Here is a 21,538-nt window from a genome sequence, read left to right on the forward strand (position 1 = left end):
CGCAGTCAGACTGCGAACGGGATAAAAGAACGAGTGGGGGGATTATCCCCACCGTTGTGTATGTTTTCACATGAGGTTCGATCCTTTGCGGATTATCCCATAAATGTTTAGCGACGAGTCTGCGAAAGCAGGCGCATCAATGAAAACCGCACCACGACTACAGATAATGAAAAGGAGTTTTGAACAATCATGAGCAGCATTCCCAAGATCGTCATTCTGGGCGGAGGATACGGCGGTATCCTTACGGCGCAAAACCTGCAAAAGAAACTGAAGAACAACGAAGCCGACGTTACGCTGGTCAATCGTCACGACTACCACTACTTCACGACCGAACTGCATATGCCGGCCGCCGGCACGCAGCCCGATACGAAGACGTACGAGAAGATCTCCAACCTGATCGACGAGTTCAAGATCGACCTGGTCAAATCCAACGTGATCGAAATCCGTCCAGACGAGCGCAAAGTCGTGCTGGAAGACGGCACCCTTTCGTACGATTACCTGGTTATCGCCCTGGGCGGAGACCCGGAAACGTTCGGCATCCCGGGCATGAAAGAGCACGCGTTCTCGATCCGCAGCATCAACTCCGTGCGCGCGATCCGCGAGCATATCGAAACGCAGTTTAAAGAATTCAAAAAAGACGGCGACGAAACCCGCCTGAACTTCGTGGTCGGCGGCGCCGGCTTCACGGGCATCGAATTCGTCGGCGAACTGGCGAATCGCCTGCCGGAACTGGCGAAGCAGTACGGCGTGGACGTGGACAAAGTGGGCCTGTACAACGTCGAAGCCGCTCCTTCCGCTCTGCCGGGCTTCGATCCGGAGCTGGTTACTTACGCGATGGATACGCTCAAAAACAAAGGCGTTACTTTCCGCATCGGAGTACCGGTTAAAGGCTGCGACGAAAACGGCGTAACGGTCGGCGAAGGAGAGCGCATCGAAGCCAAAACGGTCGTATGGACCGGCGGTATCCGCGGCAACCACCTGATCGAAGAAGCCGGGTTCGAAGCGATGAGGGGCCGCGTCAAAGTCGACGAATACCTCAAAGCTCCGGGTCACGACAATGTATTCATCATCGGCGACGGCTCGCTCATGATCGGACCGGAGGGCCGTCCTTACCCGCCGACCGCTCAGATCGCCATGCAGCAGGGCGAACGCGTCGCAAAGAACCTGATCGCGACGATCCGCAATCAGGAAACCGAGAAATTCGTATTCAGCAACAAAGGCACCGTCGCTTCCCTGGGCAAAGGCGAAGCCGTAGCCGTCGTAGCCGGCAAGAAAATCAAAGGCTGGCCGGCGGCGCAGCTCAAAAAAGTCGTCGACGCCCGCTACCTGTTCATCATCGGCGGCGTGAGCCTCGTGCTGAAAAAAGGACGCTTCCTGTAAGCTCCCTTTTTTAAACGAACGTTATCATCCAACTATTCGATTGGCCAAAAGCCGTCTTCGCACCGTGTATACGGACTGCGGAGGCGGCTTTTTTTGGCGATTGTTCCCGCGTTTCTTGGACGAATCTTGAAAAACGGCGTTTATACTCAAAAGGGAGGAGGGGTGAACATGAGCTATACGCTGCTGATTGCGGACGACGAACGCGATATCCGCGATATGCTGGCGAGCTATTTCGGCAAATGCGGTTACGAAGTGCTGCTCGCCGAAGGCGGGCGGGAAGCGGTCCGGATCGCGCTGCGCGGGCCCGATCTGATTCTGCTCGACGTCGGCATGCCGGATATGGACGGGCTCGAAGTCTGCCGCAGCCTGCGGGACGCCGTATCCTGCCCGATCCTGTTTCTGACCGCGCGCATCGAGGACGCGGACAAAGTGAACGGCTTCGCCGCGGGAGGCGACGATTACATCGTCAAGCCGTTCAGCCTGTCCGAGCTGGCCGCCCGCGTCGCCGCGCATCTGCGCAGAGAAGAACGGCAGACCGCAAAAGCCGAGGTGAAATTCGCCGGCGGCCTGGTCATCAATTACTCCGCGGCGGAAATCGCGTATCGCGGCGCTCCGGTTCCGCTGACGCGCCAGGAATACCGGATCGCGGAACTGCTGTCGCTGCACGCGGGCCGCGTATTCGACAAAGAAGCGATTTACGAAAAAATTTGGGGACGCGAAGGAGAAGGCAGCAGCGCCGTCGTGGCCGAACATGTACGCAAATTGAGAGGGAAACTGGCCGAAGCCGGCGCGGATTCCCCGATCGAAACGATATGGGGGTTGGGATATAAATGGAGATCTTGAATGTACGCGCGGCGGGGCGGCGCAGAAGATTCGGCTTTCGCTCCGTATTGACGGAGTTTGTGCTGCTGATAGCGGTGCTGGCGATATTCTGGTTCTATTTGTCGTCCGCAACGGTGTCGGCAGCTCAGAACCGATATTCGGAGCTGAAAAGTGTTTACCATCCCGATCTGCATGCCACTACCGTTCCGGTTGACGAAGACGGCCAACAGGTAGAGTGGGGGGCCAAAAACTGGAGCGGAGCAACAATCGAGGCGCCTGTAGAACGCGAACCTCGTTTTAGCGATTTCTCTCCGGCGCATAAGATCGAAGCAGCTTTTTATCTATTCGCCATGCACGGCAGCCCTTTTCTCTACCTGCTGCTTCTGCCTGGAACCGGATTGTTCCTGTTCTACCGCCGCCGAGTCCGTCTGCCGCTGCGGGAGATGATCGAAGCGGCCGACCGCGTGGCGGCCGGAGATTTAGACTTTCGCGTCGTTCCCGGCAGCCGCGACGAATTCGGCCGGATCGGCGAAGCATTCGAGAACATGCGCGCCGGGCTTGAACGGAGCAGCCGGGAAATGTGGAGAGTCGCCGAGGAACGCAGACGGTTGAACGCCGCTTTCTCGCACGATCTGCGCACTCCTTTGGCCGTCCTCAAAGGCCGTATCGACCTGCTGGCCGATTTCTATCCGTCCGGCCAACTGGACCGCGAAGAAACCCTGTCCGCCATCTCCGCCCTGCGCCGCAGCGCCGACCGGCTGGAGCGCTACGTTTCTTCCATGAATGCCGTCCAGAAGCTCGACGAACTCTCTCCGCAGCCTCAGCCCGTCGAATTGGCGGAACTTGCCGAAGAACTGGCTGAAATCGGCCGTAGCCTGAGCCGCGCCAAGAAACTGACTCTAACCAATCCTTTGCCCGGCATCCTTTCCCTGGACGCCGGCATCGTCGCCCGGGTATTCGAGAACCTGATCTCGAACGCCGAACGCTTCGCCGCCGACTCGATCTTCGTTTCGATCGATACGACCGCCGATTCCCTGGCGATCACCGTCTCCGACGACGGTCCCGGCTTCGCGCCCGAAGCCCTATCCCGTGCCGCCGAGCCCTACTACCGCGCCGGCGAGCCTTCCGCCGACCACTTCGGCCTGGGCCTCTACCTGTGCCGCCTGCTGTGCGACAAACACGGCGGCAGCCTGACCCTGCACAACCCGCCGACAGGCGGCGCGGAAATCAAAGCTGTATTCCAAAGTATCCCCGACCCTGCTTCTTTTTAAACGATTCCGCTTCGACAGCGCGACGCGAACCCTGCGTCTCGAAGCCGATCAAGTCCATATCCTTAATATAAAAAGCTCGATATACAAAATGTGAACCGCAGGTCAGCATTTTTCGCGAAAATCGAGCGCGCGTACTAAAATGCTGACTTCATGCACACATTTAGCTATGAAAATCGTAAAAAACGTCGATTTGTCCGTAAAATCCGGTCCAAAAGTCAACATTTTGCCGACAGCCTTCTTTTTTTGCCGAAAATGTTGACCGGATGCGCACATTTGCAGCGCGACTCAAAAGAAATCCGGACAACATAAACGTCGCACAGATTCCTGTTCTTCGCTTCGCTGGCAGCTGGAGTGCTTTTCATACAAGATCCTGAACTTCGCCCCCGAATCCCACCGCCCTAGATTCGACAGCCCGAAGCGAAGCCGGGCGCCTCGAATCCCGTCGCCCTCCGATTCGACAGCTCCGAAGCGAAGCCGGGCGCCTCGAATCGCCCGCAATCGAGCGCTGCGACAAGCCGCGCTCGTGCCCTTACCGCCGCCTCCAACCCAAGAGGCGGGAAAAGGCGAAACGCCCCGGACGAATTCAGTCCGGGGCGTTTCGCGGCCCCAAGCGGGTAAACGTGCGCGGTAACTGCGCGGGAGGCGAAGAATTCGAGCGAAGAGCGGAGCGATCGCCTCTGTAATCGGGAAATCCCCTCGGCCCTTTCTTCCAATGAAAATTTCCCGATTACAGGAAGCGACGGAGCCGAATTCTTCGCCGGACGCGCCTCCGCCAACGCCCCCGCCCTCGCACCCACGCAAAAAAGCGCCCCGAACGACCAATCAGTCGTCCAAAGCGCTCAAGAAGCCTTTTCCCGCCGAAACCTAAACCTTCAACATCTCCACAGCCTTCGCCCAATCCAGCAGAGTCCCCACATAGAACGGCCCGAACTCCCCGTAACGCGCGCTGACCTCGTCAAACCGCATCTCGTAAATGAGCTTTTTGAACTGAAGCGCGTCGTCCGCGAACAGCGTCACGCCCCATTCCCAATCGTCGAAGCCGACCGAGCCGGTGATGATCTGTTTCACCTTGCCGGCGTAGCTGCGTCCGATCAGGCCGTGGCTGCGCATCATCGTTTTGCGGTCGTCCATCGACAGCATGTACCAGTTGTCGTCCAGCTCGCGCTTTTTGTTCATCGGGTAGAAACAGATATACGCGGACTTCGGCAGCTCCGGCTTCAAGCGGGACGCCACATGCGGGTTCTGCATCGGGTCTTCGCCTTCTTTGCCCAGATAGTTGCTGAGCTCGACGACGCTGACATAGGAGTATTCTTTGGTCGTAAATTTGGCAAACGTCGTTTTGTTGAACGCCGTTTCCAGCTTGTTCAGATCCTCCAGCGTTTCGCGCAGATACATAAAGACGAAGTCGGCTTTCTGGCCCACGATCGTGTAGACTGCGGTGCTGCCGAGCCCTGCCTGCGACGTTTGCGAAAATTCTTTCATCAGTTCTTCGAGCTCTTCCATGGCGACGGCGCGCTCTTCGTTGTCCGCGGCTTTCCACATCGTCCAGTTTATCGAACGGAAATCGTGCAGCGCGTACCAGCCCTCGAGCGTCAGCGTGGCTTCGTTCATGAATCGATCACTCCTAAAATAAAGTAATGGGGTAGTCGGAATTTTCACAAGTCGTGCATCGCAAAAAAACTTCGCGAAAATCCGGTTAAGAAGGCCTGCGCCGAAACGATGCTTTCAAATGCTTCCATCTCCATTGTAGCGCAACGCGAAGCGGAAGAGCAATTCGGGCCGCGGACAGTTTGGACGGGCAAACGGACAGCGCGGAACTTTCGTTCGCAAAAAAAGAAGCAATTCGAAGCCCGGCCGCATCCGGCCGCGCGGTCCGACGATCCTGTTTGAATTTTGATCGCTTTCGGCTCTTTGCTGAGGCGGGAATTGTGTTAAAATAGAGGGGCTCCAACGAACCTGTCCACAATCAAGGGCGCGTTCCGCGGAGCACGTCTATTTTTTAGCACAGAGAGAAGCAATCGCAGGATAAGAGGGGGAGATCCGCCGATGCGCATGAAAAGTCTGCTGCATTATACCGAACATCATCGTTATTATACGTATCGCGATTTCAGCCTCAGCAGCCTGGACGAGCGCATGCTGACCCTGATTTACCAGCCGATGGTCGGCGCTTCGGCGGTCGGACTGTACCGGCTGCTGGCCCAGCATCTGCCGTCGGAACAGACCGGGTACTCGAAGCCCGAACCGCACAAAGGCCTGTTTCTGACGCTCGGCGTGGAGCCCAGCGAACGGGGCCGCACGCTGATGATCGAGAACGCTTCGAAGCTCGAAGCGGTCGGCCTGCTGCAGACGCACCGACTTTATCTGCCGGAGCAGGACCAATACATGTACGAATACGAGCTGCAGCAGCCGCTGCCGCCGTCCGACTTTTTCGCGACCCAGCATCTGACGCTGCTGCTGCGCGACCGGATCGGCAAATTCGCCGTGCTGTCGCTTCAGGAGCGATTCTGGAACGGGGAACCGGAAGAACTGGGCGAAGCGGGACGCGCCGCCAAAGAAAATATTTCGCAGCCGTTTTACGAAATCTTCGAACTCAATACGCATGTGATCGACTACGAGCTGGAGCAGGCGCTGTCCGAAGCTTCGCCCGCCCGGCGCCAGAGCAAGAACGTGCCGGCCGAAGAGCCGCTGTTCGATTACTCCGACGTGATCCTGCATTTTCCGCGCGGCGCTCGCAACCGTTCGTTTGTCGAAGGGCTGCGGCACAACCGCGAACAGATGGGCATGATCAATCACGTGGCGCGCAAATTCGACCTCAACGTCGAAGACATCGTGCGCCTGCTGGACGAGGAAGGAATCTTCACGCAGGGCGGCGAGCTGCTGCTGGACAACCTGCAAAACCGCGCCAACCTGACGTTCCGCCAGACCGCCAAGCGGACCGAAGAACGCCAGGTCAAAGCCGCCCGCGCGGTGCGCCCGGAAGAACCGGCCCCCGACGACACGCCGGTCGAGCACGCCGTGGAGATGGAATACTATCTCGAAGTTCCTCAGCAGTTCCAGTCCAAGTGCGATATTCATCAATACAATATGCTGCTGCGCAACGAGCCTTACACCGGCCTGCTGCGCAATTTCTTCCCCGGCACCGTCCCGGGCCCGTGGCTGGATATGTTCAGCAAGATCGACCTCAGCTACAAGCTGCCGGGCGAAGTCATCAACGTGCTGATTCATTACCTCGTCACTCTGCTCGGCAAAGACGGCGACCAGCGCATCAGCCGCAACTTCGTCGATTCCATCGCGTCCAACATGCTGCTGCGCCAGATCGATACGTACGAGAAAGCCGTCCGATATATCCGCGACCAGGACAACCCGAAGCGTAAACCGTCCGCCCAGACCGGCGGCCGCGCCCGCACTTCCGGCAAAGCCTCCCGCGGCAAACCGGAACTGCCGATCGTGCAAAACTCCCCGGTCCAGACCGCCGTATCCGACGAAGAATTCGCCGAATACGTCCGCATGGCCGAAGAGATGAAAGCCAGCAAGAATAAATCGCGGAACTAGAATCCCGCGAGGACAGCCGAAGTAATCCCGGCGCCTGCGAGCCCGGTCTTCCCGCGAGGACAGCCGGAGTAATCCCGGCGCTTCCGAGCCCCGCTTTCCCCGCGAGATTCCGCGCGGGATCTTTCCAACCAAGGTCTGCATTAACGGGGCACCCGTTAATCCCCCCCAGCGAAGCGATACCGGGGTGAGCGACTTTTGGATTTCCTTTACCCGAGAATGAAATATTCTCGGGCAGAAACCAAGCCGGAGCGAACCGTGGTATCGCGGAGCGATGAACCCGCGGTATCGCGTAGCGCCCCAGAAAGGAGAACCCCCCACCCATGTCAATGGACTCCATCGGCGATGTGCTGAAGCAGTTCGGCGGATCGAATATCCAGCGCCGGACGCAGGACCTGAAAGCCAGGATTTTAAACGAACCCGACGTTCGCCAGCTGCGCCTGCGCTATCCCGAGCTGACCGAGCAGGAATTGACGCGCAATATGAGCCGTTTGTACGAATATATGAAAGAAAAGCAGCACTGCGCCAACTGTCCGGGGCTGGAGAATTGTCCGAACGATTTCCAGGGACATTACACCAAGCTGAGCGTCGACGAAGTCGGCGGGGAGCTGCGCATTCGCGACTACAAATCGCCGTGCAATCTGCAGCTGGCCCACGAGCGCGACCAGCTGATCGGCAGCCGCATCCGCAGCTTTTACGTGGACGAGCGCGCGCTGACCGAAGGGTACGACGAAGTGGAGATCATGACGAAAGACCCGGTGCGGTCTCCGGCCGTAAACCGGATATTCCGTTATATCAACGAAGCCAATACGGTCGGGCTCCCGACCAAAGGGCTGTATCTCGAAGGCCCGTTCGGCACGGGCAAAACGTTCCTGATGTGCTATCTGATGCACGAGCTGGCCAAAAAAGGGCACTCGGGCGTCATCGTCTATATGCCGGACTTCGTCGAAGACGTCAAATCGATGATCCAGGACGGCGAGAAGCTGCGCGATACGATTGAGCTGATGAAACAAACCGATCTGCTGATCTTCGACGATATCGGCGCGGAAAATATGGGACCCTGGGTTCGCGACCATGTGCTGGGTTCGATTCTGAATCACCGGATGAACCGCAAGCCGACTTTCTACACCTCCAATTATTCGCTGTCCGATCTGGAGAAACATCTGAGTTTTACCAACAAAGACGGCGAAGAAGCCTATAAAGGACAGCGGCTGATGAACCGGGTTTCGCCGTTTGTCGAAGTGGTGCGCGTGCTCGGGGAAAACAAACGCGGATAGCCGCCTGTTTTTTTATATGTGTTTGCCGGAGCGGTCCGAAGAACGGTTTCTTCATGAAATCTTCACTTACTAAAGGTTAGATGTTTATAAAAACATACAATTTATTGTTTCGGTAAGTTGGATTCCGTGTTATAATTGACATGTAGATAACCGCACGTTATCTTTAAATATGCGATTTAAGATAAATTTGATGCACATATAAGGAGGAACTTTCCATGGCGATTGTAAATGTATCCGACCAAAATTTCGGAACGGAAGTGGAAGCGGGAGAAGGTACGGTTTTGGTGGATTTCTGGGCACCGTGGTGCGGACCTTGTAAGATGCTGGCTCCGATCCTCGACGAACTCGACGGCGAAGTGGGCGCAAGCGTGAAGATCGCCAAAGTCAACGTCGACGAAAACCCGGAAACGGCTTCCCGTTTCGGCGTAATGAGCATCCCGACGATGATCTTCTTCAAAGACGGCCAACCGGTCGACAAACTGATCGGCGTAAACTCCAAGGAAGCGCTGAAAGGCGTTCTGGCGAAGCATCAATAATTTCCGTTCGGCGGCGCGCCTTCGGTCTTACGGGATCGGACGGCAGCGGCTCTGAAGCGGCAAGCCCCCGGCAATCTGCCGGGGGTTTTTGCGTTCTTCGCGCGCCGAATGCGGAGGACAGAGCGGATGTTCGTCTTTTTATACGCCGGGAGTATTTTTGACGTATAATAAAAGAGGGTAATTCATCCAGAGAAACTACCGCATCGGAAGAGAACAGGGAGGTCGAATTTAACGTGGATACGCACCTCGAGACGATTCAGGAACAGGAGAAAGCGATGGCGCATATCCGGGACAAGCTGGCGCTGCTGCCGGAACTGCCGGGCTGCTACCTGATGAAAAATAGAGAAGGCACCATTATTTACGTCGGCAAAGCCAAAATTCTGAAAAACCGCGTGCGCTCTTATTTTACGGGCAGCCACGAAGGGAAAACGCAGCGTCTGGTCGCCGATATCCGGGATTTCGAATACATCGTCACCTCGAGCAACATGGAAGCGCTGATTCTGGAATGCAATCTGATCAAGCTGCACCAGCCGCGCTACAACGTCCTGCTCAAAGACGACAAAACGTTTCCGTATATCAAAATTACGAACGAGCGGCATCCCAAGCTGGAAGTCACGCGCCGGGTGCTCAAAGATAAAGCGCGCTATTTCGGCCCGTATCCGAACGCTTACGCGGCCCAGCAGACGAAGAAGCTGCTCGACCGGATGTACCCGCTGCGCAAATGCGGCGTGATGCCGAAAGAAGTCTGCCTGTACTACCACATGGGCCAGTGCCTCGCGCCGTGCGTGAAAGATATCGGCAAAGAAGAATACGACGGCATCCGCGACGAGATCGCGCGTTTCCTCGGCGGCAGCCACGAAGAGATCAAGAAAGAGCTGCGCCGCAAAATGGAAGAAGCCGCCGAAGACCTGTACTTCGAGCGGGCCAAAGAACTGCGCGACCAGATCGCCAATATCGAAGCGGTCATGGAGAAGCAGAAGATTAATGCCGTGGACAAAAAAGACCGCGACGTGTTCGGCTACTCCGTCGATAAAGGCTGGATGTGCGTGCAGATCCTGTATATCCGCCAGGGAAAAATGATCGAGCGGCACGCGTCGAGCTTTCCGTTCTATGGCGAAGCTTACGCCGATTTCCTGTCCTATGTGACGCAGTATTACAGCGACAACCCGGCGCTGCCGCAGGAGATCCTGCTGCCGGAAGGCGATGCGGTGCCGGGAACTTCCGCTCCGGCCGAAGCGGGCGGCATCGCCGGCGCTTCGCGGGCGGCGATCATGGCGGCGAACGAAGCCGCCGACGCCGAAGGCGAGGAAGAAGCCGGCGAAGGCGCGGAAGCGCAGCCGGCCGGAAGCGCCGAAGGCGGGCGCGCCGCGGACGAAGTCGCGGAAGCGGAGCAGGCCGCGGCGGCCGGATCGGCCGCCGGGCAGTACGGCGGCGCGGCCGAGGCGCCGCCGTTTGCGGCGGAGGCGCGGGCGGAGTACCGCGCCTCCGCCGCTGCGGACGCCGGAGATGCGTCCGCGAGCCTGCCGGAAGCGGCGGCGGGCGAAGCCGCCGCTTCCGGCGAAAGCGAAGCCCGGCAGGATGCGGCCGGGCTGGGCGACCTGAACGGCGCTGCGGCGCTGCAGCAGTGGCTGAACGTCAAAGCGCTGGTGCCCAAGCGCGGGTCCAAGCGCAAGATGGTCGAGATGGCGCGCGAGAACGCACGCGTCTCGCTGGAGGAGAAGTTCCGCCTCATCGAGCGGAACGAGGAACGGACCAGCGGCGCGGCCGACCGGCTGGGGCATGCGCTCGGCTTCGACACGCTGCATCGCGTGGAGGCGTTCGATAACTCGAATATCCAGGGCGCGAACCCGGTGTCCGCGATGGTCGTGTTCCTCGACGGCAAACCGGCCAAGCAGGAGTACCGCAAATACAAAGTCCGCACCGTGGTCGGCGCGGACGACTATGCGACGATGCGCGAAGTCATCCGCCGCCGGTACGAACGCGTGCTCAAAGAAAAGCTGCCGCTGCCGGATCTTGTGTTGGTCGACGGCGGCAAAGGCCAGATCTCGGTCGCGATCGACGTATTGGAGAACGAGCTGGGCCTGAATGTGCCCGTCGCGGGGCTTGTCAAAGACTCCAAGCACCGCACGGCGCAGCTGATGAGCGGAGACCCGGCCGAAGTGGTGCCGCTGGCCCGCGACAGCGAGGAATTCTATCTGCTCCAGCGCATCCAGGACGAAGTGCACCGCTTCGCGATCTCGTTCCACCGCGAGCAGCGCGCCAAGTCGATGGTCACGTCGAAGCTCGACTCGATCCCGGGTATCGGCGAGAAGCGCCGCCAGACGCTGCTCAAGCACTTCGGTTCGCTCAAGAAGATTCGCGAAGCGTCCGTCGAGGACTTCCGTCCGCTGTCGATCGGCGACAAGCTGGCGCGGCAGATTCTGGACGCGCTGAAGGAAGAAGCATAGACCGTATCCTTTTAATTTGATAGCGAAGCCGGGCAGCCGGGCGCGATTGTTGCAAGTGGACAATCGCGCCCGGCTTATTTAAGCGAGCGGCGAATTTCGGCTGCAAAGCGGACTCTTGTTCGACTCGATGCGTCCAATCGTATAAAGGAGGCGCGATATGCGGAAAATAACGATGACGGTCGGAGCCGTTTTATTAGCAGCCGGCTCGTGAACCGCCTGCGGGACAAGTCCGGCGGCGGACGAAGTTCCGGCAGGAACCCCGACGAATGCCGGGCCAAAAGCTGCTTCGGAAATGGACCGTGCCAGCAGGCGGGAGTCGGGTTCATTCGACGCCGGTCAATGGCAGCTTGTCGCAATCGATTGATAAGACGATTATCGGACAAAAAAAGACCCTGCAGGACGGCCGTATCCAAGCGGCCGTTTTGCAGGGTTCGGTTTTTATGTTCCGGCTTCATTCTTGCTGCGCGCATACAAGCTACACCGAAGTCGGACGCTCGTCTTTCGCCAGCGACCAGCCGGGTACTTTCGGCGCGCCGGGAAGCAAAGACTGCGGGTCGCGCGGAGCGGGCGGATGTTCCTCGAACTCGCCCCCCGGGGGCAAAGGCTTGTCTTTGCGGTTGAACAGGTAGATCGCGAAAGCGACGATGCCCGGCAGCACGATCGAGATGATGCCGATCAGGATATAGCCGGGAGTGCCCATAAAGATCAGGCTGAGGCCCATCAGGATGCTGTCGAACACCACATGCGCGAACATGGCCGTGATATAGCCGTAGCGCAGGAAGATGAAGCTGAACAGCAGGCCCAGCACCAGCAGCTCGATCGGCCGGGTAATGACCGGATAGATCGAATACAGCGTATGGCCGAACGCCCAGATGATCGACGTAATCACGCTGGCCAGCAGCGTGCTGCGCACGATCTTTTTGAGCATCGGAATCCCGAACAGCCGGTAGATCGCTTCTTCGGAGATGCCGGCCATCCAGGCCAGGATCGGGAACAACCACGCGTACATCATATTGTAGGTGGACTGCGAATCGTCGGTCGTCGAGAACACGCCGAGCGTGCGTTCGAGCACGAAGAAGATCACGGCCTGTACGGCGAGCAGAATAAACGCCCACAGATAGCCCGTCCGCGCCGCCGCCCACACGTGACGGCCGTAGAAGCGCTCGCCGCGCCGGGCCCACATATTGCGTCCCTGGCTGCGCCACAGCGCGTCTCCGCCGACGAACGAGAAGTACAGCGAAGCCGAAGTGACCAGTCCCAATCCGATTTGCAGAATAAAAGCCACCCAGAACATGATGCTCGAGAAGCTTCCGCCTTCGAAGTACGGACGCGAATTCCAGACGGAGAACACCGACACGGCGTAAGTGAAGATCGCCAGGAAGATGCCCCGTTTGAACGACGAGTATTTGCGCAGCCGGATCGCGTAGACGATCGCCAGTACGCCGAGAACGAACGACAGCAGCATATAGCCGCCGTAGGTCATGATTTCCGCCCATTTGGTCTGTTCGTCGATATAAGCGGTGTAAGCCTGCGGAATCTGGAACGCCGGACGGATCGAAGCGACGTGGTCGCCTTCGAACGTCAGGCTGACATTCAGGTCGGAATCGCCGATCCCGACCTCCGAATCCGTATAACTCAGTCCGCCGGAGTCGGCGGAAGAAGTCGGCTCGAGTTCGGCGGGATCGAGCTCCAGCTCTTCGAGCAGGGGAGCGGCGGCGGCTTCTTTGTCCGTCTGCGCGATGCCGGTGTCTTCCAGCGCATCGGGATCGACCGTGCCGTCGGAAAGCTGCGCAGCGAAGTCGGACGGCAGATCGCTGAACGCCGTTACCTTACCGGTCTGTCCGCCGACGTCGACCAGCAGCACGCGCTCCGCTCCGCCTTCTTCGTAGTGGTAGATCACGCGGAACATTTCGTAAGGAAACCGGTCGACATATGTACGGTCGTATTCGCCGATCAGGTCGTTCTTGGACAGGTAGCCGTAAAGATCGGAGTCGCTTCGATAGCTGATCTGCGGTTCTCCGAGCGCCGCTTCGATCGCAAGCGCGGAGGAAGCGAAATCGGCGGCGCTGCTTTGGGCCTGCTCCGGGGTAATCAGCGAGTAGCCCGAAGTCTGTTCGGTCATCTCGCTCTGAAACAGGGTAGTGAAGTTGAACAGGATGTAAACGACGAGCGCAAGCGCCGCGGCCAAGCCGAGTTTTTTGTAGTTGACATGCAGGATGCGCTGCTGCGGATCGGTCATGGTTCCCCTCCTTCTGAAGTGCATATCCGTTCTTGTGGATATCTTTCTAATAATACCATATTCCCAAACCCCGACACCATATTCCCCCCGAAGAGAAGAGTTCAAACAGGGACGTTCGCGGAGCCTGCCCTTTTCGGCCGATCGCCGCGCCGCGGCGGCGGTCCGGGGAAGCGGCGGGCGCGGCGCAAATCGTTCTTGTGGAGAGCGGGCGGGTGCGCATATAATAGGACGACTGCTTTCGTGATACGACCGGAACTTTGGAAAGGGGGGCGCGAAAAAGATGGCGATTGCGGTTCCCAAACTCAAATTTGCTCCGCCGCAGATTCTGGCGATCGGCTATGCCGCGATGGTGCTGATCGGCACGCTGCTGCTGATGCTGCCCGTATCCAATACGACGGGCCGTCCGCTGCCGCTGATCGACGCTTTTTTTACCGCGACCTCGGCCGTGTGCGTGACCGGTCTGGTCGTCGTCGATACGGGGTCTTTTTTTAGCGGCTTCGGACAATCGATCATTCTTGTGCTGATCCAGATCGGCGGCCTCGGGTTCATGACGCTGGCGACGCTGCTGGCGCTGGTGCTCCAGCGGCGGCTGTCGCTGCGGGACCGGCTGCTGCTCCAGGAAGCGATGAACCAGGGCTCGATGGAAGGCATCGTGCGGCTGATCCGGCGCGTGCTGTACTATTCGCTGGCGATCGAGGCGGCGGGCGCGCTGCTGTTCGCGTCGAGAATGGCGTTCGATATGCCGCTCGGCCGGGCGCTTTATTTCGGGTTGTTCCATTCGATTTCTTTTTTCAACAACGCGGGCTTCGACCTGTTCGGACAGTTCCTCGGCATGGCGGCTTACGTCGACGATCCGGTGATGAACCTGACCGCGGTGGGGCTGATTATACTGGGCGGCCTGGGGTTTGTCGTGCTGTCGGATCTGGCCGATTTTCGCCGGAAAAAGCAGCTTTCTCTGCATTCGAAAGTCGTGCTGTCCACCACCGGCATTCTGATCGCGATCGGCTTCGCCGTGTTCCTGATGTTCGAATGGGGCAATCCCGGCACGATCGGACGGCTCGGCTTGGGCGGCAAGTTCTGGGGCTCGCTGCTGCAGGCGGTGGCTCCGCGGACGGCGGGCATCAACTCGGTCGATCTGACGACGCTGCACCAGGCGACGCAGTTTCTGCTGCTGATCCTGATGTTTATCGGCGCGTCGCCGGGCTCCACGGGCGGCGGCGTCAAGACGACCACGTTCGCCGTTACGATCGGCGCGATGGTGGCGATGATGCGAGGCCGCGACGACGTGGTCTTTTTCCGCAAAAGGCTGGCGCGCGAACGCATCATCAAAGCGCTGACGATCATTCTGCTCTCTCTCGCTTACGTCATCGGCGTCGCCATGATGCTGTCGGCCACGGAAGATCGCGACTTTATGATCATCTTGTTCGAAACGATGTCCGCGTTCGGCACGGTCGGCATGACGCTCGGCCTGACGCCGGATCTGTCGACGTTCGGCAAAGTCGTGATCGCGCTGTCCATGTTCGCCGGCCGGGTCGGTCTGCTGACGCTCGTTTACGCGCTCAAACCGAAGAAGACCCCCGAGAAATACCGGTATCCCGAAGGCAAAATCATCATTGGATAAGGCGGTGCATCTGTTATGAGTACGCAGCAATTTGTCGTGGTCGGACTGGGCCGGTTCGGCATGAGCCTCGGCACGGAACTGATCGAGCTCGGCTACGAGGTCATGGGCGTGGACCGCAGCGAAGAAGTGGTCGAAGAGGTCGGAGACCGGTTTACGTACGCGGCGGTCGCGGACGCGACGGACGAAGAAATGCTGCGTTCGCTCGGCATCCGCAACTTCGACTGCGGCGTGGTGGCGATCGGCGAAAACATGCAGACGAGCATTCTGGCCGCGATTCTGCTCAAGGAACTCGGCGTCAAAAAGGTCGTCGCCAAAGCGATCACCGTGCTGCACGGCCGGGCGCTGGAGAAAATCGGCGTCGACCAGGTGATTTTTCCCGAGCGCGATATGGGCATCCGCGTGGCGCATCAGCTCGTGACGCCGAATCTGCTCGATTACATCAAGCTGTCGGACGATTATTCCATTGTCGAGATGCGGGTGCCCGGCTGTCTGCACGAGCGTACCGTTTCCGACCTCAATTCGCGCACCCGCTTCGGGTGCAGCATCGTGGCGCTGCGCACCGAAGCGGGCGTTACGATCGCGCCTACGGCGCTGGATCAGATGCGCGAAGGGGACATTATGGTCATCGCCGGTCCCAACGACCGGATCGAGCAGTTCGAGCGCGAAGTGGTGAATATCGAAGAGTAGCGGCGGCAGAGCGGCGGACACGGATCGAAGGCGGATTCGGTCGGGCCGGAACCGGCGCGAAAAAGGCGGAAAGACGCGCGGGATCGGCCGCGGCGCTTTCCGCCTTTTTGCCGCGCGCGCTCTGCCGGTTCGGCGCTTCCGTTCCGGGGGCCGCCATCCCCGCTGCGCGGACGGGCTCCATGCGGCGGTTCGATACGCACCCCGGCGCCCGGCGCGTCTTCAAGATACCGAGCGGGCTGTCGATTCATCGCCGCGGCGGACGTTTAAATGGTTGTTAAGACGTTAACCTTTACGCGCGCTTACATATACAGTGCAGGAACTTTTTGTGTGCAAAAACTTGCCGAATCGGTTCCATTCTCCGAATTTTTGGAGTAACATAAAAGGGAAGCCGTTTTGTTCACAATATTGTAAAGGGTGACTCGCCTGCTTTCCCCGCGTTCTTGCGGATGAAGCGGCAACTCGGCAGCGCTTTCGCTCAGGGTTATGAAAACGTTCTAAAATGGACATTTTGCAGCAGGCGGTCGTACTCGCGGTCCGGACTGCGGAGTGTCAAATCATGAAAGGGGACGGTTCGGCAGATGAAAGGTTACTACGCCAGAAAGGTGCACTCGTTACTGGGACTGATTCCGCTCAGCTTATTTATTATCGAGCACGCGATTACCAACTACGCGGCGTTCGACGGCGGGCAGGAAGGGTTTCGCAACAGTGTACGCACACTAAACGATCTACCACTTGTATTTTTCCTTGAACTCTTCGGGATCTGGCTTCCGCTGCTCTTTCACGGCGTGTACGGCCTCTATATTGCGTACCAGGCGCAGCCTAACGTGGGGCACTTCAGCACGGAGCGCAACTGGCGCTACGTTTTGCAGCGGGTGACCGGCGTGATCGCCTTTATCTTTATCATCTGGCACGTCTACACGACGCGCTTCCAGGTTACGCTGGGCAACGTTACCCATGACGAGCTGGGAACCTGGATGCACGATATCGTGACCAACCCGGGCTTCTTTACTTTCTTCCTGGTCGGCGTAATCGCCACCACCTTCCACTTCTCCAACGGCGTCTGGGCGTTCCTCGTCAGCTGGGGAATCACGGTCGGCCCGCGAGCGCAGCGCATTTCTTCTTACATCTGCATGGGTCTGTTCGTGATCGTTACGGCCCTGTTCATGCTGTCGCTGTTTGCGTTCCGCGGCGAGGAATTCGCAAGCACGGCAAGCATCGTTACATCTTTGAAAACACTGATCGGTTAAGGGGGACTTAAGCAGACATGGCAAAATCCGGACTTATTATCGTCGGCGGCGGGCTTGCGGGCCTGATGGCTACCGTAAAAGCGGCCGAAGCCGGCGTTCCTGTACAGTTGTTCTCCCTGGTTCCGGTCAAACGCTCGCACTCCGTGTGCGCGCAGGGCGGAATCAACGGAGCGGTCAATACGAAAGGCGAAGGCGATTCGCCGTGGGTTCACTTTGACGATACCGTGTACGGCGGCGATTTCCTGGCCAACCAGCCTCCGCTCAAAGCCATGTGCGAAGCGGCTCCCGGCATCATTCACCTGATGGACCGGATGGGCGTCATGTTCAACCGCACGCCGGAAGGCCTGCTCGACTTCCGCCGCTTCGGCGGCACCAAGTTCCACCGTACGGCGTTCGCGGGCGCGACCACGGGCCAGCAGCTGCTGTACGCGCTCGACGAGCAGGTGCGCCGTTACGAGGCCGCCGGTCTCGTCACCAAGTACGAGAACTGGGAATTCCTCGGCTCGGTGCTGGACGACGAAGGCGTCTGCCGCGGCGTCTGCTCGCAGAACCTGCGCACGATGGAAGTCCAGACATTCGCTTCCGACGCCGTAATCCTGGCGACGGGCGGCCCCGGCATCATTTTCGGCAAAACGACCAATTCGGTCATCAACACCGGTACGGCGGCCAGCGCCGCGTACCAGCAGGGCGTGCATTACGCCAACGGCGAATTTATCCAGATTCACCCGACGGCGATCCCGGGCGACGACAAGCTGCGCCTGATGTCCGAATCCGCGCGCGGCGAAGGCGGCCGGATCTGGACGTACAAAGACGGCAAGCCGTGGTACTTCCTCGAAGAGAAGTATCCGTCTTACGGCAACCTGGTTCCGCGCGATATCGCGACCCGCGAAATCTTCAACGTCTGCGTCGACCAGAAGCTCGGCATCAACGGCGAGAACATGGTTTACCTGGACCTGTCGCACAAAGACCCGAAAGAACTCGACGTCAAGCTCGGCGGCATTATCGAGATTTACGAGAAGTTCATGGGCGACGACCCGCGCAAGATTCCGATGAAAATTTTCCCGGCCGTGCATTATTCGATGGGCGGCATGTGGGTCGATTATAACCAGATGACCAATATCCCCGGCCTGTTCGCCGCCGGCGAATGCGAATACCAGTACCACGGCGCGAACCGCCTGGGCGCGAACTCGCTCGTATCCGCCATCTACGGCGGCATGGTGGCCGGACCGAAAGCGGTCGAATATATCAAAGGCCTCAAGAAATCGGCCGCCGATCTCTCCAGCAGCCTCTACGACAACACGCGCGCCAAGCACGAAGCGCGCTACAACGAGCTGCTCGGCATGGATACCGGCACCGAGAACGCTTATGTGCTGCACCGCGAACTCGGCGAGTGGATGACCGACAATATGACGGTGGTGCGCTACAACGACAAGCTGGAGCAGACGATCGGCAAGATCAAGGAACTGAAGCAGCGCTACCGCAACATCAATATGATCGACACGGCCCGCTGGAACAACTCCAGCGTCGCGTTTACCCGCCAGCTCTGGAATATGCTCGAACTGGCCGAAGCGATGACGCTCGGGGCCCTGCTGCGCAACGAAAGCCGCGGCGCCCACTACAAGCCGGATTATCCGGAGCGCAACGACGAAGAGTTCCTGAAGACGACCAAAGCCGCCTGGACCCCGGAAGGTCCGAGTATCTCCTACGAGGAAGTCGATATTTCCCTGATCCCGCCTCGTATCCGCGACTACTCGAAAGACTGATTGTGAACGCGTAAGCGATTTAGCGACTTGCCGAAGCGCCGCGCAATAACCCAATTGCGCGGAGCGCTTTTCCAACCGATAAAAAGGTTGAATAAAAAAAGTCCGGTTTGGCAAAAATAGAAAAGGGAAGGAGATGTCCGTGAAGGAACGGAAGTGTTCGCCTTTGAAACCGGGAAATTCCATTTTGATCCAATCAAAATTTCCTGGTTTCAACAAGCGACCGTAACGGATCTCTCATTCCCTCCTTTCTTAATTTTTCTAAACGAATAGGAATTTTTATATTTAACCTGCCCGTCCAACAAAAATGAATGGGGGAGAAGACCATGGCGGAAACGACAACCGTGCCACAACCCGCGCAGACGACAGCTAGAAGAGTCAAATTTATCATCACCCGTCAGGATACGCCGGAGGGTAAGTCCTACACCGAAGAATTCGACCTCCCTTACCGCCCGGGAATGAACGTCATCAGCGCCCTGATGGAGATTCAACGCAACCCGGTCAATGCCAACGGCGGCTCAACCGCTCCCGTATGCTGGGAATCGAACTGTCTGGAAGAAGTGTGCGGCGCCTGCTCGATGGTCATCAACGGCAAACCGCGCCAGGCTTGTTCCGCGCTGGTGGATCAGCTCGAACAGCCGATCCGCGTGGCTCCCATGTCGACGTTCCCGGTCGTGCGCGACCTCGTAATCGACCGCAGCCGGATGTTCAACGCGCTGAAGAAAGTCAAAGCGTGGATTCCGATCGACGGCACGTACGATCTCGGTCCGGGTCCGCGGATGCCGGAGAAAAAGCGCCAGTGGGCGTACGAGCTGTCCAAGTGCATGACGTGCGGCGTCTGCCTGCAGGCCTGCCCGAACGTCAACGACAAGACCGACTTTATCGGTCCGGCCGCGTTGTCGCAGGTACGCTTGTTCAACGCGCACCCGACCGGCGAAATGAACGCCGACGATCGTCTGGATATGCTGATGGAAGGTTCCGACGGCATCGAAGGCTGCGGCAACTCGCAGAACTGCGTCAGAGCCTGCCCGAAAGGCATTCCGCTGACCACTTCCATCGCCGAACTGAACAAGCAGACGACCAAGCGCATGTTCAAACGCTGGTTCGTCCAATAAAAAGTTTATCGAACTCAATCGTGCGAAACGGATGATCGCCCGGCGCGCCGATCTGCCGGAAAGCGGCGCGCGTTGACCCGGGAAGGCGTTTTCTGTACAATAACCGGAGAACCGTCACATTACAGAAAACATCCCAATCGCATATAACGAAGACGAGCAACCGCGCTTTCGGTTTTGCAAAGAGCCGGAAGCCCGATGCACTCGTCTTTATTTTCCGGAGGAGCCTGTCAACGCAGGCTCCTCTATGCCTTTTTCGGAGAAAGTCTGCGGCGACCCCGAGGCGGCGAAGATCGCTGCCGTCACGGAGGCCATAGAGAAGGGCCGGTTCGGACAGAACGGTCCGCGGACGGGAAAAAGGAGAGAATTCATGACGTTTATTTTGTACCTGGCTTTGATTCTGCTGTTTACCAAAGCAGCCGGCGACCTGTCGGTACGGATTGGACAGCCGCCTGTGCTGGGCAAGCTGATTGCCGGTATCGTACTCGGACCCGCCGTGCTCGGCTGGATTCATAACGACGAATTTATCCATACCATGTCCGAGATCGGCGTGCTGCTGCTGATGTTTATCGCCGGGCTGGAAACCGATCTCGACCAGCTGCGCCGCAACTGGAAATCGGCTTTTGCCGTCGCGGTAGGCGGCGTGGTCCTGCCGTTCTTCGGCGGATACGGCGCTGCGTTGGCATTCGGCTTCGAAGCGCATTACGCGCTGTTCTTCGGCATCCTGTTCTGCGCTACGTCCGTCAGCATCTCCGCACAGGTGCTGAAAGACATGAACAAGCTGGGCACGCGGGAAGGCACGACGATCCTCGGAGCGGCCGTCGTGGACGATGTGCTGGTTGTCGTGCTGCTGGCCGTGCTGATGAGTTTGCTCGGAGCCGGGGGCGCAGACCCGGCGCTCGGCCTGATGATCGTCAAGAAAGTCGCATTCTTCGGCGGCATATTCCTGATCGGCCGGCTGCTCGTGCCGCCGCTGATGAAATGGATTTCCGGGTTGAAAGTAACCGAGACGACCATTACGGCCGCGCTGATCGTTTGCTTCGCTTTTTCTTACTTTGCCGAAAGCATGGGCGTGGCCGGAATCATCGGCGCTTTTGCCGCCGGCATCGCCGTTTCGCTGACGCCGCACAAGCACGAAGTGGAGCAGAGGGTGGAGCCGATTGCTTACGCAGTGTTCGTGCCTGTATTTTTCGTCAGTATCGGCTTGAATGTGACGTTCGACGGAATCGGCGGCCAAATCGGTTTTATCGCCGTCATTACGGTTGTGGCCGTGCTGACCAAGCTGATCGGAGGAGGCGTCGGGGCGCGGCTGACCGGCTTCGACAATTCTTCTTCGCTGGCGATCGGAGCCGGGATGATCTCGCGCGGCGAAGTCGCGCTGATTATCGCGTCCAGCGGACTGCAAAGCGGACTGCTGCATGCGGAGTATTTTACGCCGGCGCTGATTATGGTGATCCTGACGACGCTGATTACGCCGCCTCTGCTCAAGATCCTGCTGCAAAGAAACGACCGGGCGCGCGGGAACGAACCGAATCCGCCGGGTTTATGATACACTTTTAGCACAAAGGGGAATGCGGCGCGAAATGAAAA

At 58.5% G+C, this 21,538-nt stretch carries 15 protein-coding genes; 13 read left to right on the plus strand and 2 right to left on the minus strand.

The features are described 5' to 3' along the window. Positions 1–189 precede the first annotated feature (189 nt). From QWJ34_RS14810 to QWJ34_RS14820, 3 genes are all read left to right on the plus strand, one after another. Positions 190–1,380 carry an NAD(P)/FAD-dependent oxidoreductase gene (locus QWJ34_RS14810; RefSeq protein WP_302728946.1) on the plus strand — a complete coding sequence of 397 codons (1,191 nt, stop codon included), beginning with the start codon at positions 190–192 and terminating at the stop codon, positions 1,378–1,380. 168 nt (positions 1,381–1,548) lie between these two features. Continuing rightward, positions 1,549–2,223, plus strand: a complete 675-nt coding sequence (locus QWJ34_RS14815; RefSeq protein ID WP_302728948.1) for a response regulator transcription factor — start codon at positions 1,549–1,551, stop codon at positions 2,221–2,223. Then, on the plus strand, positions 2,211–3,473 hold the full coding sequence (locus QWJ34_RS14820) for a HAMP domain-containing sensor histidine kinase (RefSeq protein WP_302728950.1): 1,263 nt from the start codon (positions 2,211–2,213) through the stop codon (positions 3,471–3,473). The genes QWJ34_RS14815 and QWJ34_RS14820 overlap by 13 nt, the downstream gene beginning before the upstream one ends. An 864-nt stretch (positions 3,474–4,337) precedes the next feature. On the opposite strand, the gene hemQ is transcribed toward QWJ34_RS14820, so the two are convergent. Next, on the minus strand, positions 4,338–5,084 hold the full coding sequence (gene hemQ, locus QWJ34_RS14825; RefSeq protein ID WP_302728952.1) for a hydrogen peroxide-dependent heme synthase: 747 nt from the start codon (positions 5,082–5,084) through the stop codon (positions 4,338–4,340). Positions 5,085–5,519: 435 nt separating this feature from the next. Here hemQ and QWJ34_RS14830 point away from each other — a divergent pair, with 435 nt between their 5' ends. The 4 genes from QWJ34_RS14830 to uvrC all read left to right on the plus strand — a co-directional run bounded on the left by QWJ34_RS14830 (position 5,520) and on the right by uvrC (position 11,282). Further along, a complete protein-coding gene (locus QWJ34_RS14830) occupies positions 5,520–7,025 on the plus strand; it encodes a replication initiation and membrane attachment family protein (protein WP_302728954.1) in 1,506 nt (501 codons plus the stop codon). 326 nt (positions 7,026–7,351) lie between these two features. Continuing rightward, positions 7,352–8,299 (plus strand): primosomal protein DnaI, encoded by a 948-nt coding sequence (gene dnaI, locus QWJ34_RS14835; RefSeq protein ID WP_302729275.1) that lies wholly within the window; start codon positions 7,352–7,354, stop codon positions 8,297–8,299. Positions 8,300–8,514: 215 nt separating this feature from the next. Then, positions 8,515–8,835, plus strand: coding sequence for a thioredoxin (gene trxA, locus QWJ34_RS14840; RefSeq protein ID WP_302728956.1), 321 nt, complete (start codon positions 8,515–8,517; stop codon positions 8,833–8,835). A gap of 275 nt (positions 8,836–9,110) precedes the next feature. After that, positions 9,111–11,282: an excinuclease ABC subunit UvrC gene (gene uvrC / locus QWJ34_RS14845; RefSeq protein WP_483314275.1), complete on the plus strand. Its 2,172-nt coding sequence runs from the start codon at positions 9,111–9,113 to the stop codon at positions 11,280–11,282. A 475-nt stretch (positions 11,283–11,757) separates the two neighbouring features. On the opposite strand, the gene QWJ34_RS14850 is transcribed toward uvrC, so the two are convergent. After that, positions 11,758–13,521, minus strand: a complete 1,764-nt coding sequence (locus QWJ34_RS14850; protein WP_302728958.1) for a CPBP family intramembrane glutamic endopeptidase — start codon at positions 13,519–13,521, stop codon at positions 11,758–11,760. A 280-nt stretch (positions 13,522–13,801) separates the two neighbouring features. Here QWJ34_RS14850 and QWJ34_RS14855 point away from each other — a divergent pair, with 280 nt between their 5' ends. The 6 genes from QWJ34_RS14855 to QWJ34_RS14880 all read left to right on the plus strand — a co-directional run bounded on the left by QWJ34_RS14855 (position 13,802) and on the right by QWJ34_RS14880 (position 21,497). Then, positions 13,802–15,142 carry a TrkH family potassium uptake protein gene (locus tag QWJ34_RS14855; protein ID WP_302728960.1) on the plus strand — a complete coding sequence of 447 codons (1,341 nt, stop codon included), beginning with the start codon at positions 13,802–13,804 and terminating at the stop codon, positions 15,140–15,142. A 15-nt stretch (positions 15,143–15,157) separates the two neighbouring features. Further along, the gene (locus QWJ34_RS14860; RefSeq protein ID WP_302728962.1) at positions 15,158–15,829 is read left to right on the plus strand and encodes a potassium channel family protein; all 672 of its coding nucleotides are present in this window, start codon (positions 15,158–15,160) and stop codon (positions 15,827–15,829) included. Between the two features lie 578 nt (positions 15,830–16,407). Then, on the plus strand, positions 16,408–17,076 hold the full coding sequence (locus tag QWJ34_RS14865; protein WP_302728963.1) for a succinate dehydrogenase cytochrome b558 subunit: 669 nt from the start codon (positions 16,408–16,410) through the stop codon (positions 17,074–17,076). A gap of 17 nt (positions 17,077–17,093) precedes the next feature. After that, on the plus strand, positions 17,094–18,839 hold the full coding sequence (gene sdhA / locus QWJ34_RS14870) for a succinate dehydrogenase flavoprotein subunit (protein WP_302728964.1): 1,746 nt from the start codon (positions 17,094–17,096) through the stop codon (positions 18,837–18,839). Between the two features lie 323 nt (positions 18,840–19,162). Beyond that, the gene (sdhB, locus tag QWJ34_RS14875) at positions 19,163–19,951 is read left to right on the plus strand and encodes a succinate dehydrogenase iron-sulfur subunit (RefSeq protein ID WP_302728966.1); all 789 of its coding nucleotides are present in this window, start codon (positions 19,163–19,165) and stop codon (positions 19,949–19,951) included. 367 nt (positions 19,952–20,318) lie between these two features. Next, a complete protein-coding gene (locus tag QWJ34_RS14880) occupies positions 20,319–21,497 on the plus strand; it encodes a cation:proton antiporter (RefSeq protein ID WP_302728967.1) in 1,179 nt (392 codons plus the stop codon). The last annotated feature ends 41 nt before the right edge of the window (positions 21,498–21,538 follow it).

Origin of the sequence: Saccharibacillus sp. CPCC 101409 (assembly GCF_030518235.1) — a bacterium.
Taxonomy (GTDB): domain Bacteria; phylum Bacillota; class Bacilli; order Paenibacillales; family Paenibacillaceae; genus Saccharibacillus.

Bases quoted from the DNA above. Each gene is read 5' to 3' on its own strand.
- sdhA (WP_302728964.1), top strand. From the start codon at position 17,094: ATGGCAAAATCCGGACTTATTATCGTCGGCGGCGGGCTTGCGGGCCTG.
- dnaI (WP_302729275.1), top strand. From the start codon at position 7,352: ATGGACTCCATCGGCGATGTGCTGAAGCAGTTCGGCGGATCGAATATC.
- QWJ34_RS14860 (WP_302728962.1), top strand. From the start codon at position 15,158: ATGAGTACGCAGCAATTTGTCGTGGTCGGACTGGGCCGGTTCGGCATG.
- QWJ34_RS14830 (WP_302728954.1), top strand. From the start codon at position 5,520: ATGCGCATGAAAAGTCTGCTGCATTATACCGAACATCATCGTTATTAT.
- hemQ (WP_302728952.1), bottom strand. From the start codon at position 5,084: ATGAACGAAGCCACGCTGACGCTCGAGGGCTGGTACGCGCTGCACGAT.
- QWJ34_RS14815 (WP_302728948.1), top strand. From the start codon at position 1,549: ATGAGCTATACGCTGCTGATTGCGGACGACGAACGCGATATCCGCGAT.
- QWJ34_RS14865 (WP_302728963.1), top strand. From the start codon at position 16,408: ATGAAAGGTTACTACGCCAGAAAGGTGCACTCGTTACTGGGACTGATT.
- trxA (WP_302728956.1), top strand. From the start codon at position 8,515: ATGGCGATTGTAAATGTATCCGACCAAAATTTCGGAACGGAAGTGGAA.
- uvrC (WP_483314275.1), top strand. From the start codon at position 9,111: ATGGCGCATATCCGGGACAAGCTGGCGCTGCTGCCGGAACTGCCGGGC.
- QWJ34_RS14855 (WP_302728960.1), top strand. From the start codon at position 13,802: ATGGCGATTGCGGTTCCCAAACTCAAATTTGCTCCGCCGCAGATTCTG.
- sdhB (WP_302728966.1), top strand. From the start codon at position 19,163: ATGGCGGAAACGACAACCGTGCCACAACCCGCGCAGACGACAGCTAGA.
- QWJ34_RS14850 (WP_302728958.1), bottom strand. From the start codon at position 13,521: ATGACCGATCCGCAGCAGCGCATCCTGCATGTCAACTACAAAAAACTC.
- QWJ34_RS14820 (WP_302728950.1), top strand. From the start codon at position 2,211: ATGGAGATCTTGAATGTACGCGCGGCGGGGCGGCGCAGAAGATTCGGC.
- QWJ34_RS14880 (WP_302728967.1), top strand. From the start codon at position 20,319: ATGACGTTTATTTTGTACCTGGCTTTGATTCTGCTGTTTACCAAAGCA.
- QWJ34_RS14810 (WP_302728946.1), top strand. From the start codon at position 190: ATGAGCAGCATTCCCAAGATCGTCATTCTGGGCGGAGGATACGGCGGT.